Origin of the sequence: Parapedomonas caeni, from assembly GCF_041060555.1 — a bacterium.
GTDB lineage: Bacteria > Pseudomonadota > Alphaproteobacteria > Sphingomonadales > Sphingomonadaceae > CAUJIW01.
In genome coordinates this window covers 1-16,880 of record NZ_JBEUDS010000008.1, presented here as the reverse complement: position 1 = coordinate 16,880, position 16,880 = coordinate 1, and the positions used below count along the sequence as shown (strand labels likewise).

Here is a 16,880-nt window from a genome sequence, read left to right as displayed (position 1 = left end):
CCCGCTCAGTCCTGCGGCGGCCAGTGGCGCAGGGCCGTCCGCAACGCCAGCATCTGGGTCTTGCCGAGCGCGCGCTCCATCTCGCCTTCGAGATCACGCAGGATCTTCTGGGCGGCGATGCGGATTTCTTCGCCCGCCGGCCCAAAGAACACCACCTGCGCCCGTCGGTCCGCCGGGTCGGGGGCAGTGTCGACCAAACCATTGTTGACCATCTCGGCCAGCAGCTGACTCATCGCCTGCCGCGACACGCCAAGGTTGGCGGCGATCCGCGAGGCGCGGGTTTCGCCGTTGGCGACGTTGGCGAGCACCAGCGATTGCGAGCGCGTCACCGCCGTGAATCCCTGCTCCGCCAGCCGGGAGCGCAGCTGTTCGTCGAACCAGTAGAAGGCCCGCACCAGATCGAGCATCAGCAGGGAGTTTTTCATGCCCTTCTTATTCCCACTTCGTGTGGGTCGCGCAAGGCGGTTTGTCGCGGTCCTGTTGGTGACATAATGTAAATAATATTGACAACATCCATGGTCGCAGGGCAATCGTTATCGACCGGCGGTGACACGCGACCTCCGGTGCTGGAGAGAATCAGGGCGTGACGGGGAAGTGCCATGCTCGCGGAAAACGGAGAAAACTGGTCGCAGTGGGCGGATGCCTTCGCCGACCGACTGGCCGCCCGGGCAGTGGCAGCCGAGGCGAGCCGGACCTTGCCGCCCGAAACCATCCAGGAAGCGCATGACGCCGGGTTCTTCGGTATCCTTGCGCCGGCGGGCGTCGGCGGCCAGGGCGTGACCTTCGCCACGTTCATGGACGTGGTACGCCGGCTCAGTCGCGGTTGCGCGTCGAGCGGCTGGACGCTGTCGTTCCTCGCATTGCACGCCTGGATGCTCGCCAAGTTAGGCGCCGAGGCCCAGGCGGTGCTGTTCAAGGATGGCGCGATGCCGCTGGCGCCGGCGCCGCTGGCGCCCACCGGCAAGGCCAAGCGCGCGGCAGGCGGCTTCCGGATTGCCGGCCGCTGGGAGTGGGCGACCGGCGTCAACCATGCCAGCTGGGTTCTGGTGAACGCGGTGGAGGCCGACACCCAGGAGTTCCGTTTCTTCGCCCTGCCGATCGGCCAGGTCGAGATCGAGGATGTCTGGCATGTTTCGGGCATGGCCGCGACGGGCAGTCAGGCGGTTGTCGTGCGCGACGTGTTCGTGCCGGAACATCTGAGCCTGCCGGCCCGCCAGATGGCGGCGGGGGCGTCGCCGGGTGAAGCGCTGCACCCTGGCTCGACGCTTGGCTACCCGCTGCGCGCCGCGCTGGCGCTGGTGGCGGCGACACCGGCACTGGGCGCCGCCGAGGCCGCGCTCGACTATTACCGCGATCGGATGCGGACCAAGCAGCAGGCGTTCAGTGGCGGCGCACGCCAGGGCGAGTTGCAGTCGACCCACCTGCGGCTGGGTGAGGCGCTGGCCGAGGTCAACGCGGCACGGCTGGTCTGGGAGGAGGCGCGGCAGGCCCTGGAGCGTGAAGGACCGAACGGCGCTCAGGCCTCGGTCGAGATACAGGTGGCGATGCGTCTGGCTGGCGCGCAGATCGTCCGGCTGGCGAACACCGCGGTGGATCGCCTCGCCGCGTCCGCCGGCGCCAGCGCGGCCATGCTCGACGCGCCGCTCCAGCGCCAGCTTCGCGACCTGCAGGTCATGCGCGGCCATGTCATGTTCGACTGGGACCGCACCGCGATTCTCGCCGGCAAGGTTGCGTTGGGCTTTCCCACCACACCGGCCGATCTGCTGTAGACCCGGCGCCGGCGATCGGTTGGTCGCACGTTTCACCATCAAGGAACAGGGTTCGACATGCGGCCGCTGCCTGACTTCAGCCTGATCAATCCCGACAGTTTCATCAACGGCCACCCCCACGCGGCCTATGACGTGCTGCGTGAACATGTGCCGGTCTATCATCACCCCGGTTCGGCGATACAGCCCGGCTTCTGGGCGTTGAGCCGCTACGAGGATATCAGGTCGGTCTCGCTTGATGCCGAGAACTTTACCTCCACTCAGGGCTTTCGTATTCCGCCTGACACCTTCGCGGCGATGGACCCGGAAATCGGTCTCGTGCTCAGCCGCTTCATGCTGGCGATGGATAACCCCGAGCACAACGCCTTCCGGTCGCTGGTGAGCCATGCCTTCACGCCGGCGGCGATCGCCCAGGCGGAGACTCGCGTCCGCGCCTCGATCGATGCGCTGCTCGCCGGACTGGCCGGGCGCGACGAGGTGGATGTTGTCACCGAGGTCGCCGCGATCGTGCCGATCAAGACAGTGTGCGCGATCATGGGCGTGCCCGAGGCCGACGAGTGGCGGGTGTTCGAGTTCACCAACGCCGTTTTCGGCATCGACGACCCGGAGCTGTCGCCCACCCTTGAGGTCGCCAGCGAGCGCTTCATGGCGATCTTCGACTATGGCTGGGATCTGCTGGAAGCACGGCGGCGTGAACCGCGCGACGATCTGATGACCCGGATCGCCCACGCTACCGTCGACGGCCGGCCGCTGACGCCGGTGGAGCAGAAGAGCTTTTTCTCCAACATGATCTCGGCGGGCAACGAAACCACCCGCAGTTCGCTCGCCGGCGCGATCTGGGGGCTTGGCCACCATCCTGACCAGCGGCGGCTGCTGCTCGACGCGCCGGCGCTGATTCCCCCGGCGATTCATGAACTGCTGCGCTGGTTCAGTCCGGTCTATCAGATGGCACGCACGGCGACCCGTGACGTCGATGTCGGTGGCACCCGCATCCGCGCCGGAGAGCGCGTGGCCATGCTCTATGGCGCCGGCAACCATGACCCCGCGATCTTCGCGGATCCGCACCGGCTCGACCTCGGGCGCGCCAATGCCCAGCGCCATCTCGCCTTCGGCTATGGTGTGCACCATTGCCTCGGCTGGCGACTGGCGGTGCTTCAGCTGCGTCTGATTCTGGAGGCCTTCCTGACGGCCTTCCCCGACTATGCGCTCGCCGCCGAGCCGACCTACGTCCGCTCCAACATGGTGCGGGCGATGAAGACGCTGCCCATCCGTCTGCGCGGCTAGACCGACACCCTTGCATCCGCCTGCTGAAACGCAAGCGCGCGGCGTCTTCGTGCGCACCTGCGTGTCCGGCTTGATCAGCCCCGTCCGATGAAAAAGCCCTCCCGGTGGGTACCGGGAGGGCTCGTCGCAGGCCAATGAACAAATCAGGGAATAACTTGAATGAACAGGCCTCAGAAATCCTTGCGTACGCCGATGGTGATGGTGCGCGGGTCGTTGAGCGCGCCGACCACGCCCATGCCGATCGGGCTGCCAAACGCGAAGGTGCGATAGACCTCCTTCGACAGGTTGGCGCCGGCGACGTAGACACTCAGACGCGCCGGCTCGTAGGTCAGCTGCACGCGGGCGCTGAACACGTCATAGGGCAGGCTCCAGTTATCGCCCGGCGCCGAGGCCGGCTGGTGCAACAGACTGGAGGAATGCACCCATTGCCCGAAGCCCGACAGCGTCATCGTGTCTGACAGCGCCACGTTGTAGCGCAGGCCCAGCAGCGAGGTGAAACGCGGCGAACGCTGCATCCGTTCGCCATTCTCCAGTTTCGCTTCCGGGTTCCAGGCAAGGTTGCCGTAGGCCGTCAGCGCCGCGTTGATCTTGAACTGGCCTTCCGCCTCGAAGCCGCTGCTCTTGGCATCAAGCGAGCGCACCTGGAACGCGCGCGCGGTCGAATTGTAGAAGCTGTCCTGATAGTCCTTGATGTCGAGGTGGTAGGCCGCCAGCGAAATATAGGCGCGATTGTCGAGGAAACGTCCCTTGATGCCCGCCTCGAAAGTGGTGGCGCGTTCCACCGGTACCAGGAAGGTGGTGGGCCACGGCGCCGCGAGCGATGCCTGGTTGACGAAGCCCGAACCCTTGTTGCCCTGACCGGCGGAAATGTAGAGCGTCGAGCCGGGCGTCGGATTGTAGCTCAGCGTGCCCGAGAAATCGAACGTGGTGTCACGCACATCCTCCTCATGCAGCGGGCCGTTGCCCACCAGCGCCACCAGCCCGGTCGGATAGCCCAGATCGTCGATGACGGTCTTCTTGAAGTCCGCCTTCTTCTTGTCGGTCGTCAGTCGACCACCGACCATGAACTGGAGCGTCTCCGTCATGTGCCAGGTGGCCTGGCCGAAGCCGGCGAAGGTGTCTTCCTTCTGGTTGAACCGCTGCGAGATGGTGCCGTACAGCCCGCCGAGCACGGGGAAGGCGTTATAGAAGGTCAGGTAGTTGTACTTGGTCTTCGAGTGCAGGTAGAGCGCGCCGGCGATGAAATCCACCGTCCGCCCGGCCGGCGAGGTCACCCGGATTTCCTGGGTGAACTGATTGAACTTCTCGTTGAACTGCGAGAACAGATACGTCTGTGGCGTCGAGTCCGAGTCGAAGGAATTGGTGAAGTCGAACTTGGTGTAGCCGGTGGCTGCCGTCAGGGTGTAGTCTCCGCCGAGGTCGTAGTTGATCTCCAGCGAATTATCATAGCTCTTCTGGTAGTCCATGACCTCGCCGGCATCGCCCGCCGACTCATACTTCACGTAATTCGACAGGCCGCCATCGGCCACGCCCAGGGCTTGCAGGGCCGCAGTATTGGTGTCGGTGATGAATTCGAAATTGGTGCCTGTCATGTCGAGCCGGCTGATCTGCGCCTTGGCGCGGACCGACAGCCGGTCGGTCACATCCCACACCGCGACACCGCGCATCACGTAGCGCTCGCCGGACTGTTCGTCGCGGTCCTCGGTGTAGTTGCGCACGAAGCCCTTTTGATCGTCGTACATGCCGGCGATGCGGATGCTGAACGTGTCGCTCGCCACGACGTCGAGAGCACCCTCAAGGCCATAGCTGCCATAATTGGCCTCGACCTGGCCCTGGACGTAGCCACCGGTCTCCGCGCCCGGCCCGCGCGAGATCACGCTCACGGCACCAACGCTGGTGTTCTTGCCGAACAGCACGCCCTGGTTGCCCTTGACCACTTCCACCCGCTCGATGTCGAACAGGGCGTCGCGATACTGGCGGGCGCGAGGGTGATAGATGCCGTCGACGAACAGGCCGACCGACTGCTCGAACACCTGGCTGCCGGCCGAGGTGCCGACACCGCGGACGCTGACGCCGCTGAGACCGCCAGGCGATTCATGCATTGTCAGGCCCGGCACGTTGGCGGACAGATTCTTGATCTCCACCATGCCCATGGCCGCCACCTGATCACCGCTGACGACATTGAGGGTCATCGGCGTGCGTTCGAGCTTGGTCTCGCGCTTCTGGGCGGTGACGACGATTTCGGCCAGACCTTCAAGGTCGACGCTCTGCTGCTGCGCCCAGGCGCCCCCCGCGTGGGACAGCACAAGGGCGGAAACCGCCGTGCCCATGATAGTGCCGTGCGTTCTTGCCATATTTTCTTCCTCCCCAAGAGCTGGTTTCCAGCTTCTACAAGTCAATTATGTTGACTATTTCCCCCTTCGCCCGGTTTGTCAACTTTATTGGCGTCATCGGTCTCCGGCCGGTGCGGAGAGGGAGCGTCCCTCAAACCAGCGGATGGTTGGGAGCGAGACCGAGATGATGGCGCCCGACCAGTTCACACGTCGAGTCCCAATCCCAGAATGCGTGCGAGCAGACGGTGTTGAGATCCCGCCAGATCCGCTGCAGCGCCTGCCCGGTATGGAAGCTCGACGCGCCGGCCGCCGCCATCATCCGGTTGACCGTTTCCCGGCAGTGACGGGACACGAAGGCTGTGTGCCCTTTGATGGCGAGGCGATCGTCGAAGGTGAAGGGCCGGCTGTTCAGGATGTCGATGGCACGCCCATAGGCGGCGCGCGCCATGTCGCTGGCCACCCGCGTGGCGATTTCCATTTCGCCCAGCGTCACATGGGCATGCTGCTGGTCCCGCACCACGACGCCGCTGAAGTTGCGCACCCTGCGTTCCACCAGCTCCTCGAACGCGTGTAGCGCGCCCTTCAGGCTGCCGGTGAGCACCGGCAGGATGGTGCAGTAGGCGGCGATCAGAAACGGCACCGAATAGAGCGGATTGGCGTGGCCGCGCGAACCCTCGGTGGCGCCGCCATGGAACTCGGCGGCGGTCAACACGTGATGATCGGGCACGAACACGCGATCGGCGACATAATCGTTGCTGCCGGTGCCGGCCATCCCGGCATAGTGCCAGGTGTCGAGCATGGTGACGTCCGCCACCGGCATCAGGAAGGAGCGCGGGCCATCCTCGGCCTTGCCGCTCATCAATACCCAGTCGGCATGAACGATGCCCGACCCCCAGGCCGCCCGGCCACTGACCTCCCAGCCGCCGGACACCTTGCGCGCCTCCATGTCGGCGGCGGACGCCGCTGGCAGCAGCACGTAGCCCTTGGGCCCGAACAGCTCCTCCTGCGTCCGCTCGGGGAACTTGGCGACGTAGATGTTGTGACTGATGTAGAAGGCCGCGATCCAGCCGGTGGACGGGCAAGCGGCGCTCAGGATTTCCACCACCTCCATCATCGTGGCGAGACTCGCCTCGGAACCGTTCCAGCGCCGGGGCACCAGCATCTGGATGATCTCGGCGTCGATCAGTTCGCGAATGGTGTCGTCATGGGGGCGGCGCTGTTCGGCGGCGGCGGCGGCGCGGGCACGAATACCGGGGGCAAGATCACGGGCACGCTGGATCAGGTCGGCGTCAGTGGCGGGCATTGTCAATTTCCTTGTCGTTATCGCCCCTTCATGGCAAAATAATTTCCACTTGTCTATTTTTTCGTGCCAGGCCTTGACCGCTTCCCTCTGGCACGATCAGGCTCTAGGGAAGAGGCATGATTTCCACGCTCGCCAGACGCCGTCGCGGCCGTCCCAGCCTTGCCGATCCCTCGCCGGCGCCCGATGCCCTGTGCCTCGACACGGCCCTGACCGCCTTCGCCGAACGCGGCTTCGAGGGCGTGTCGGTGCGCGACATTGCCAGCGCCTGCGGGGTCAGCCACAGCCTGCTCAATGCCAAGTTCGGCTCGAAGCAGGGATTATGGGCGGCGGCCGTCGATCACGGCATGGGTGGCCTGCACCGACGGATGACGGCGGCGCCCACCCGGCTGCCCGCCGGGGCCGGCGTGGAGCAGCGCCTGCGCGCCGCCTGCATCGATTTTCTGGGCGCCGTCGCCGACTGCCCGGCCATCGTCCAGTTGATGAACGTCGAGGGCGCGCGCGCCAGCGCGCGGCTCGACTATATCGTCGAGACCTATTTCTGCCGCCTCGACTGGCCGATCACCGCGCTGCTGCGGGAAGGCCGCGCCAGTGGCGTGTTCCGCGACGTGCCCGTCACCATCGCCTTCACCCTGCTGGCGCACGGCGCCGGCGCGCTGGTGGCGCTGCGACCGCTGATCGAGGCGGTCAATGGCCAGCTCAAGGCAACGCCCGCCACGCTGGACCAGACCGTCGAGATGGCGGCGGACATGATCGTGCGCGGCCTGCTGGCGTGAAGACTGCGGACTTGACCGCGTCTAGCCGGCCAGCCCCGCCGCCGCCAGGGCCGCCTGCGCGACCTCCATGTCGTGGCTGTAATGGCCGCCGCTGACGCCGATGCCGCCGACCACGGCACCGTCCACCTTCACCGGATAGCCACCCCCGAACACCACCAGGCGGGGGGTATGGACAATGCCATGCAGCAGCGGCGGATCGTTCTTGATGAAATCGTGCCACTCGTGGCTGGGCATGCCGAAGGAGACGGCGGTGTAGGCCTTGTCCTGGGCGATGCCGACGCTGAGCAGCGGTGCGCGGTCCATGCGTTTGAACTGGACCAGCACGCCGGCGGGATCAACGATGGCGATGCACATCGGCACGCCCATCGCCTCGGCCTTGGCCGCCGCGCCGGCCATCAGCGCCTCCGCCAGTTCGTTGGAAATCACCTGCGTCGTCAGCGTCAGCGCCATCGTTCCACTTTCTGTCCCGTATTAATAATCGGGGCAATCACCATGCCTGCCCGCAACGTCGACCGTAGCCAGATCACCCCGGTCACGCCAACAACAAAATGGTAAAATTAATTGACATTAAGAAGCGCCGGGGTGACTGTCGTCGCCGGTGCCGGGCCGGATCGGACAACGCATAACCCCGGACTGCGGTGCTTTCGAGGGAGGACGAATTCGCGATGCAGTACCGCCATCTCAACATCAGCCGCGATGGTCATGTGCTGCAATGCCGGATGAGCAATCCGCCATTGCAGACGCTCAATTCCCGGATGCTCGCCGAGCTGCACCATCTGCTGACCGACATCGAGAACGACGCGGATGTGCGGGTGTTCGTCGTCACCGGCGAAAATGGCGTGTTCCTGCGCTGGATGGACCTGACCGAGATGCAGGCCTATGCCGAGGGCACCCGCGAGGTCGAGGTCGGCGGCCGCTCGGCGGCGGAGGAAATGCTGGAAATCTACCAGCAGATCCCCGAGCTGGTCAGCAGCATCCACCAGCTGGCGCTGCGCATCCAGAATCTGCGCGCGGTGACGGTGGCCGCCATCAACGGCGTGGTCGGCGGCGGCGGCTGCGAATTCTCGCTGTCGTTCGATTTCCGGCTGATGATGGACCACCCGGAGGCGACCTTCGCCCTGCCGCAGACCAGCTTCGGCCTGGTGCCCGGCGGCGGCGGTGCCTGGCACTGCGTCCGCCTGCTCGGCCGGGCCCGCGCCCTCGACGTGCTGCTGCACGGCGAGTTCATGGCGCCGGCCACGGCACTCGGGATCGGCCTGATTTCCCGCCTCTACCCGCCAGCGACCTACGAGGCCGACGTCGCCGCCTTCGTTGCCAACATGGCCGGCCGCGCGCCGCTGGCGCTGCGCGGCGTCAAGGCGCTGGTGGGCTTCGGCACCAGCCAGGGCCAGCTCGACTTCTTCGCCCGCGAGCAGGAGGAGCTGAACAAGGTGATCCACAGCGAGGACGTGCGCAACGCGCTCGCCATGTGGCTCGCCAACCCCGACCCGGCGGCGTACCAGCCGGTTTTCAACGGTCGCTGACACCATGGCCGGTCTCGACCCGTTCGCCGGCAAGGACGTGCCCTGGCTGCTGCGCGCGCAGGCGGACCGCCGGCCGGACGCGCCGTTTCTGGCATGGGAGCCGTTCACCGGCAGCCCGCGCGTCTGGAGCTACACGCAGTTTTACGGCCAGGCGCGCGATCTCGCCGCCGGCCTGCGCGACCGCGGCCTGGCGCCGGGCGACCTGCTGCTGCTGCATGCCGGCAACTGCCCCGAGTTCCTGCTGACCTGGCATGCCTGCGCCATGCTCGGCGTTGTCGTGGTGACCACCAACCCGCGCTCGGCGGCGAAGGAACTGGCCTATTTCATCAGCCACTCCGGCGCGCGGGCGGCAATCGTCGAGAGCGCCTATCTCGATGTTCTGGCCCAGACCGGCGCCCGGCTGGACTGGGTCGCCCAGATCCCGTCCACCGATACTCCCGCCGATACTCCCGTGGTCGCGCCGGCCGCCGGCATCCTCGACTTCGCCGACCTCGCCGGTAATGGCGCCACGATCGAGACCGGCACCTTCGACCCGATGACGCCGGTGTCGGTGCAATATACCTCCGGCACCACCTCGCGGCCCAAGGGCGTGGTGTGGACCCATGGCAACGTGCTGTGGGGTGGCCAGATTGGCGCGGCGCACAACCAGCTTGGCGCCGACGATTGCGCGCTGGTGTTCACGCCGCTGTGCCACACCAACGCGATGAGCTGGGGGCACTTCCCGGTGTTGTGGTCGGGCGGACGGATGGTGCTGCAGCCGAAATTTTCCGCCAGCCGTTTCTGGCCGGTGGCGCTGAAGCACGGCTGCACCTGGGGCAATGTGATTCCCTTCGCGCTGCAGGCGCTTGCCGGCCAGGACGTGCCGGCCGACCACCGCTATCGCCACTGGAATGTCGGTGCCGCCAACATCGGCGGCCTGGAGGCGCTGTTCGGCCTTACCATCGTCGGCGCCTGGGGCATGACCGAGACGGTGACCCACGGCACCTACACGCCGCCGCAGCTGCCGGCGCCGCCGATGTCGATGGGGATGCCGGCGCCGGAGTATGAGCTGAAGATCGTCGGCCCCGATGGCGCGCCTGTCGCGCGTGGCGAGACCGGCCTGCTCAAGATTCGCGGTCCGCGCGGGCGGGCGCTGTTTCTGGAATATCTCAACGACCCGGCGGCGACGGCGGCGAGCTTCGATGCCGAGGGCTGGTTCGACACCGGCGACCGGGTCTACCAGATCGCCGAGGGCCATCTGCGCTTCGCCGATCGCGCCAAGGACATGCTGAAGGTCGGCGCGGAAAATGTCGCGGCCTCGGAAATCGAGGCCGTCATTGTCGGCGTCGCCGGCGTGCGCGAGGCCGCGGTGGTCGGCCGGCCGCACCCGATGCTGGACGAAGTGCCGGTGGCCTTCGTGCGCGCCGACAGCCCAACCGACGTGCTGCGCGCGGCGATCGACGCCGCCTGCCGGGACCAGCTGGCCGGCTTCAAGGTGCCGGCGGACATCCGCTTCCTGGACGAGTTTCCGCGCGCGGAGCTGAACAAGGTGGCCAAGAACAAGCTGCGGGAGCTTGCCCGCGCCGGCTGAGACCGCACGGCGAACCGGGACCGACACCTGAATCAAGGAGGACAACGCGATGACCACGACCCCGCATCCCGATGGCCAGCATCCCGACGGCGTGCATCACATCGCCTTCATGGCCGGCGACATGAAGAAGCAGCTGGAGTTCTTCACCCAGGTGCTCGGTTTTCCGCTGGTGGCGATCTTCGAGATGCACGGCGTCGAAGGCGCCATCCACGCCTTCCTGCGCATGAACGACAACAGCCTGTTCTCGCTGGTCTATGTGCCCGGCGGCGAGAAGATTCCCACCACCATGGGCGTGACCCACGCCGGCCGGGGCGAAATCCCCTGCGCGCCGGGCGTGTTGCAGCATGTCGCTTTCCACGTGCCCGACGAGGCCGCGCTGCTGGCGATGCGTGACCGCGTGCGCAGCCATGGCGTGCCGATCATCGGCCCGATCGACCATGGCTTCTGCAAGTCGCTGTATTTCGCCGGGCCGGAGAACATGACACTGGAAATCGCCACCTCCTATCGCACGCTCGACCCCGCCGTCTGGGTCGACCAGGCGATGCTGGACCGGCTGGCGATCTCGGAGGCCGAGGCAGCGACAATGCTGGCGCCGGCGCCCTATGCCGGGCCGTCGCCGGTACCGCAGCCGGCGTTTGACCCCGCCCGGCCGCATCTCCAGTACCCGGAGGCGCAGTATCAGGCGATGCTGGCGACGCCGGACAGCGTTTTCGAGAAGATTCCACCCTATGAGCCGCCGGCGCGGCCGTCCTGAGGCGGACCCAGACCATCGGCCTGGTCGCGTGCGACGGCTCCTTGCCATCACGCCCTAGCAGTGAGAAGCTATTGGTTCCAGGTATTATAAATTCACCGAGGCGATTACAGAGACTTTAATAATTAATTTTACCAATCAAATGCTTCTTCCTACCATCGCTTTACACGCAACAGCCCGGTGACAGTGGATCCGGTTTGGCAAGGGAGAAGGCACATGAGCGAGATGAAGTCGACCGGCGGCAAATGTCCGGTGATGCATGGCGGCAATACGGCCGCCGGCATGTCCACGATGGACTGGTGGCCCAATGCGCTGAACCTCGACATCCTGCACCAGCACGACACCAAGACCAATCCGCTGGGTGCGGATTTCAATTATCGGGAAGAAGTCAAGAAGCTGGACTTCGAGGCCCTGAAACAGGACATGCGCGCACTGATGACCGACAGCCAGGCCTGGTGGCCGGCTGATTGGGGTCATTATGGCGGCTTGATGATCCGCATGTCATGGCATGCCGCGGGCACCTATCGCATCGCCGATGGCCGCGGCGGCGGCGGCACCGGCAACCAGCGCTTCGCGCCGATCAATTCGTGGCCCGACAACGTCAGCCTCGACAAGGCCCGGCGCCTGCTGTGGCCGATCAAGAAGAAGTACGGCAACAAGGTGAGCTGGGCGGACCTGATCGTGCTGGCCGGCACCATCGCCTATGAAACCATGGGTCTGAAAACCTATGGCTTCGCGTTCGGCCGCCCGGATATCTGGCACCCTGAGAAGGATGTCTACTGGGGGTCGGAGAAGGAATGGCTGGCCAAGGATCGCTACGAAAGCGAGGATGAAGCCTCGCTGGAGAACCCGCTGGCCGCTGTCCAGATGGGCCTCATCTACGTCAATCCCGAAGGCGTCAACGGCAAACCTGATCCGCTCAAGACGGCACAGGCGGTGCGGGTGACCTTCGCCCGCATGGCAATGAACGATGAGGAGACCGTCGCGTTGACCGCCGGCGGCCATACCGTCGGCAAGTGTCATGGCAATGGTGATGCGTCGCGGCTGGGCCCCGACCCGGAAGGGGCATCGGTCGACCAGCAGGGGCTGGGATGGAAGAACCCCGGCGGCAAGGGCATGGGGCGCGACACCATTACCAGCGGGATCGAGGGCACCTGGACCACGCACCCGACCAAGTGGGACAATGGCTATTTCTACCTGCTGTTCACCTACGACTGGGAACTCAGGAAGAGCCCGGCGGGTGCCTGGCAATGGGAGCCGGTCAATATCCGCGAGGAGGACAAGCCGGTCGATGTCGAAGACCCGTCGATCCGTTACAACCCGATCATGACCGATGCCGACATGGCGATGATCAAGGATCCGGCCTATCGCGCGATTTCCGAGCGTTTCTATAAGGATCCGGCCTATTTCTCCGAAGTGTTCGCCCGTGCGTGGTTCAAGCTGACCCATCGCGACATGGGGCCAAAGGCGCGATACATCGGCCCGGACGTGCCGGCGGAGGATCTGATCTGGCAAGATCCGGTGCCGGCGGGGTCGACCGGTTACGATGTCGCGGCAGTGAAGGCGAAGATCGCCGCCAGTGGCCTGACCATCGGTGACATGGTGGCCACCGCCTGGGACAGCGCGCGGACCTTCCGCGGTTCCGACATGCGCGGCGGTGCCAATGGCGCCCGTATCCGGCTGGCACCCCAGAAGGACTGGGCGGGCAATGAGCCCGCGCGTCTGGCCAGGGTGCTGGGGGTGCTGGAACCGATTGCCGCGGCGGCTGGCGCCAGCGTGGCCGACGTCATCGTGCTGGCCGGCAATGTCGGTATCGAGCAGGCGGCAAAGGCCGCCGGCGTGCCGGTCACGGTGCCGTTCGCGCCGGGTCGTGGCGACGCCACCGACGCGATGACCGATGCCGAGAGCTTCGCGCCGCTGGAGCCGATTCACGATGGCTACCGCAACTGGCTGAAGAAGGACTACACGGTCAGTGCCGCCGAACTGATGCTCGATCGCACCCAGTTGATGGGGCTGACGGCGCCGGAGATGACGGTGCTGGTGGGCGGCATGCGGGTGCTGGGCACCAACCATGGCGGCAGCCGGCATGGTGTGTTCACCGACCGGGTCGGCGCACTGACCACCGACTTCTTCGTCAACCTGACCGACATGGCCTACACATGGGCGCCGGCGGGCAATGGCCTCTACGAAATTCGGGATCGCAAGACCGGCGCGGTGAAGTGGACGGCGACCGACCTTGACCTGACCTTCGGCTCCAACTCGATCCTGCGGGCCTATGCCGAGGTTTATGCCCAGGACGACGCGCGGGAGAAGTTCGTCGCTGATTTCGTCGCGGCCTGGACCAAGGTGATGAACGCCGATCGCTTCGATCTGGCCTGACCCGTCTGTCGTTGCCGTTACCCTGCCCCTCTCCGGCGCCACCGGGGAGGGGCTTTTGCGTCGCCTCGAAGTCGCGCGTCGGGGGGGCGACACGCCATCCGCAGCGACGCGGACCTCAGGCGAGAGGTTTTTCCTCGGTCTCGATGGCCGGAATGTTGGTGCGTTCCACGGGCGTGGCGCCACACAGCAGCTCGACAGCGCGGTCGGCGGCATCCTGGAAGGGCTCAAGCACCATATCGGCGCCGGCAGCCTCAAGCGTGGCAGTGTCCTGGCGGCTGTGGGAGGTCACGGCGATGGCGCCGCGGAACCCGATGGCCCGGCTCAGCTGGATCAATGTTGTTCGCGTATCCTCATGGCTGAGGCCGGTGGGGTGCGTCGGAATGGTCGATACGATCCAGGTCGCGTGCTGTAGCGGCAGCTCGGCCATGAACTCGGGATCGGTCGCGTCGCCAAACTCGCAATCCAGGCCCAGCGTCCGCCATCGTCGCACGGCCAGGGGGTTGAAATCGATGCCGAGCACCCTGGTGCCCCGTTTCGCGAGGCGCAGGCCGATGGCGGTGCCGAACCGGCCCAGCCCGAAGATGACGACGCCGTAGGCGTCATGATAATGCGCGCCTGGGTCGTTGGGTTCGCGCGGTGTACCCTTGCGTTCGAATACACCCAGCAAGGGCTCGAACAGCGCGTAAAGCCGGTGGGAGTAGGTGATCATATAGGTCGATGCGGCGATCGTGACGAGGCCCACCATGGTCACAAGTCCTAGCGCGTCCTCCCCCACATGGCCGAGGGACACTCCCATGGCGACGAAGATCAGCGAGAATTCGCTGATCTGGGCCACGGTCAGGCCGGCGAGGAAGCCGGTTCGTTTGCGATAGCCCATGGCACCCATGATCGCGAGAACGATCAGCGGGTTGCCGATCAGGACGAACAACGAGAAGATGATAGCTCCCGCGATGTGGGTGCCCAGCAGCGACAGGTCGAGCGTGGCGCCCAGTGCAATGAAGAAGAAGAGCAGCAGGAAGTCGCGCAGGGGGGCCAGCCGGGCGGCGATTGTCTCGCGATAGGGCGTCGAGGCGAGGGAGATGCCCGCCAGCAGGCCGCCGACCTCCTTGCCCAGGCCGACGGAATCGCCGATGGCCGCGAACATGGCCGCCTGGGCGATGGCAAAGATGACCAGCAGCTCGGGCGCGCTTGCCAGGCGCTCGGTCAGCGGGTCGGCGACATAGCGCACGAACAGCGTCACCAGTACCACCATCGCCACGCCTGAGGTGACTACGGTAAGCACTGATCCGCCGCCATGACCGTCGACAGTCGCACCGATGCCGATGGCGGACAGGGCGATCATTGCCACGACCACGACGATATCCTGCACGATCAGGAAGCCGAGCGCGATCTGTCCGTGGAGCGCGTCGATTTCACGCTTGTCGGACAGCAGCTTCACGATGATGATCGTCGAGGAGAAGGTGAGCGCCACGGCGACATAAAGGCTGGCGATATGCCCCAGCCCGAGCGCGAGGCCGATCAGATAGCCGAACAGAGACGTGAACGCGACCTGCCCGAGGCCGGTGAGCAGCGACACCGCGCCAAGTGAGCGGATGAGTTTCACATCAAGCTTTATGCCGACAAGAAACAGCAGCACGGCGACGCCCAGTTCGGACAGCAGGTCGATCTGGTCATTGGAGCGCACCATGTCGAGGACCGACGGACCGGCAATCAGGCCGACTGCGATGAAACTCACGATGAGGGGTTGTCGAAGGGCGATGCCGACAAAGCCGGCTGCCGCGGCCATGACCAGCAGGACCGCCACTTCACCAAATACGGATGCAATCAGTGTTTCCATCAGAGCGTCCGGTGCGCCTGTTGCATTGCCACCACCCTCGCGCAATGCGGATGAGTAGTGTCCATCCGGTGCGTTGACGCGACATTTTGTCTCCGCTCAGGTGTCATGATCGCGGACCTTCCATTGCTGATGTTGGCGCGGGCGGCCACTGTGTCGATTGCCTGTCGAGTGGTCGCATGCCGGCCAGGGGCCGTTTCCCCGAGCGCCATCAGAAGCGCTTTCTCTTGCAAATGCCATCGCACGTAAAGTCTATTACACATCGGGGGCCGGAGTGTCTCGGGGCGATCACGGCGGAAAAGGTGAATGCGATGAAGACAATCATGGTGGCGATGGACTTTACCGAGCGCTCCGATCGGACGCTACGGCGGGCGGTCCTGCTCGCGCGGCAATTCTCCGCCAGCCTCGCCTTCGTGCATGTGGTTGACCAGGAGCAGTCGCATCGCGCCATCGACAACCAGCGAGCAATGGCGGAGCAGTTGCTCGGTGAGCTTGCCGCCACGCTCCGGCAGACCGACGGACTGGCCTGTGGGTGGCAGGTGCCGGTGGCCGAGCCGGTCGCGGGAATCGTGGGCGCGTCGGAGGAACTGGCGCCGGACCTGATGGTGATCGGGCGTCACCAGCGGCAACTGGTCAAGGATGCGTTTGTCGGCACCACCGCTGAACGCACGATTCGTACCGTGGCGTGTCCGGTGCTGATGGCCAACAGCTTTCCGGTGGGCGCCTATCGTCGTGTGTTGCTGACTACGGACCTTTCAGACTGTGCGCGGAACGCCGTTACCCGGTTCACGCAGCTGGACTGCATTCAGTCAGCCCTCACAACGATGCTCTACGTCTTTGATGCGCCTGCTATCCGGCTCGCCATGAGTCATTCGATTCCGGCGGATGACCGGGAGTATTACATTGAGGAGGAGCGTCGGGAGGCCGGGCGCGCACTGGCGGCATTCTGTGTGTCCACGGGGCTGGACAATGTCGAGCAGGTTGCGCGCTTCGGTGAAACGGGAGCGGCGAGCGAGATTCTGGCCGAGGCGTCGCGTGTGGATGCCGGCTTGATCGTCGTGGGGACGCAGGGACGGAGCGGACTGGCGAAACTGTTTCTTGGCAGTGTCGCCGAGGAGGTGCTTCGCAGCGCCGATCGTGATGTCCTGGCCATCCCGCCACCCGGCAACCTCTGAAGCCTCGATCATCGCCGGCATTCGACTTCTCTTGGTGGGGGCGGTTCATCCGGGGATACGAGAAAAGCCGGCGGGTTGATGCCCCGCCGGCCAGTTGCTTCTCTATCTGTGTGTCCGATCTTGCCGGCAATAGCTGCCGGGTATGCGATGTTGCCCGGTCAGGCCTGCCGGTTCGGAGAAGCCGGTTCA

Annotated in this window: 13 protein-coding genes; 8 read left to right on the top strand and 5 right to left on the bottom strand. The window is 65.5% G+C overall.

Annotated features, from left to right (window positions below; all coding sequences use genetic code 11):
• Positions 1–5: 5 nt before the first annotated feature.
• Positions 6–425, bottom strand: a complete 420-nt coding sequence (locus tag ABU113_RS07280) for a MarR family winged helix-turn-helix transcriptional regulator (protein ID WP_454558840.1) — start codon at positions 423–425, stop codon at positions 6–8.
• A 174-nt stretch (positions 426–599) separates the two neighbouring features.
• Between ABU113_RS07280 and ABU113_RS07275 the strand changes: the two genes are divergently transcribed.
• Together ABU113_RS07275 and ABU113_RS07270 are read left to right on the top strand one after the other, a co-directional pair.
• Positions 600–1,769, top strand: coding sequence for an acyl-CoA dehydrogenase family protein (locus ABU113_RS07275; protein ID WP_454558839.1), 1,170 nt, complete (start codon positions 600–602; stop codon positions 1,767–1,769).
• Between the two features lie 57 nt (positions 1,770–1,826).
• The gene (locus ABU113_RS07270) at positions 1,827–3,050 is read left to right on the top strand and encodes a cytochrome P450 (RefSeq protein WP_454558838.1); all 1,224 of its coding nucleotides are present in this window, start codon (positions 1,827–1,829) and stop codon (positions 3,048–3,050) included.
• 170 nt (positions 3,051–3,220) lie between these two features.
• Here ABU113_RS07270 and ABU113_RS07265 read toward each other — a convergent pair whose 3' ends face one another.
• Together ABU113_RS07265 and ABU113_RS07260 are read right to left on the bottom strand one after the other, a co-directional pair.
• A complete protein-coding gene (locus tag ABU113_RS07265; protein ID WP_454558837.1) occupies positions 3,221–5,404 on the bottom strand; it encodes a TonB-dependent receptor in 2,184 nt (727 codons plus the stop codon).
• Positions 5,405–5,534: 130 nt separating this feature from the next.
• The gene (locus ABU113_RS07260) at positions 5,535–6,686 is read right to left on the bottom strand and encodes an acyl-CoA dehydrogenase family protein (protein WP_454558836.1); all 1,152 of its coding nucleotides are present in this window, start codon (positions 6,684–6,686) and stop codon (positions 5,535–5,537) included.
• A 116-nt stretch (positions 6,687–6,802) separates the two neighbouring features.
• Here ABU113_RS07260 and ABU113_RS07255 point away from each other — a divergent pair, with 116 nt between their 5' ends.
• Positions 6,803–7,459 carry a TetR/AcrR family transcriptional regulator gene (locus tag ABU113_RS07255; RefSeq protein WP_454558835.1) on the top strand — a complete coding sequence of 219 codons (657 nt, stop codon included), beginning with the start codon at positions 6,803–6,805 and terminating at the stop codon, positions 7,457–7,459.
• A gap of 21 nt (positions 7,460–7,480) precedes the next feature.
• On the opposite strand, the gene ABU113_RS07250 is transcribed toward ABU113_RS07255, so the two are convergent.
• On the bottom strand, positions 7,481–7,909 hold the full coding sequence (locus tag ABU113_RS07250; protein ID WP_454558834.1) for a GlcG/HbpS family heme-binding protein: 429 nt from the start codon (positions 7,907–7,909) through the stop codon (positions 7,481–7,483).
• 215 nt (positions 7,910–8,124) lie between these two features.
• Between ABU113_RS07250 and ABU113_RS07245 the strand changes: the two genes are divergently transcribed.
• From ABU113_RS07245 to katG, 4 genes are all read left to right on the top strand, one after another.
• Positions 8,125–8,982: an enoyl-CoA hydratase/isomerase family protein gene (locus ABU113_RS07245; protein WP_454558833.1), complete on the top strand. Its 858-nt coding sequence runs from the start codon at positions 8,125–8,127 to the stop codon at positions 8,980–8,982.
• Positions 8,983–8,986: 4 nt separating this feature from the next.
• On the top strand, positions 8,987–10,552 hold the full coding sequence (locus ABU113_RS07240; RefSeq protein ID WP_454558832.1) for an AMP-binding protein: 1,566 nt from the start codon (positions 8,987–8,989) through the stop codon (positions 10,550–10,552).
• A gap of 49 nt (positions 10,553–10,601) precedes the next feature.
• Positions 10,602–11,306 (top strand): VOC family protein, encoded by a 705-nt coding sequence (locus ABU113_RS07235; protein WP_454558831.1) that lies wholly within the window; start codon positions 10,602–10,604, stop codon positions 11,304–11,306.
• A 222-nt stretch (positions 11,307–11,528) separates the two neighbouring features.
• On the top strand, positions 11,529–13,682 hold the full coding sequence (gene katG / locus ABU113_RS07230) for a catalase/peroxidase HPI (protein ID WP_454558965.1): 2,154 nt from the start codon (positions 11,529–11,531) through the stop codon (positions 13,680–13,682).
• 115 nt (positions 13,683–13,797) lie between these two features.
• Here katG and ABU113_RS07225 read toward each other — a convergent pair whose 3' ends face one another.
• Positions 13,798–15,564, bottom strand: coding sequence for a cation:proton antiporter (locus ABU113_RS07225; protein ID WP_454558830.1), 1,767 nt, complete (start codon positions 15,562–15,564; stop codon positions 13,798–13,800).
• A 263-nt stretch (positions 15,565–15,827) separates the two neighbouring features.
• Between ABU113_RS07225 and ABU113_RS07220 the strand changes: the two genes are divergently transcribed.
• A complete protein-coding gene (locus ABU113_RS07220; RefSeq protein WP_454558829.1) occupies positions 15,828–16,691 on the top strand; it encodes a universal stress protein in 864 nt (287 codons plus the stop codon).
• Positions 16,692–16,880 lie beyond the last annotated feature (189 nt).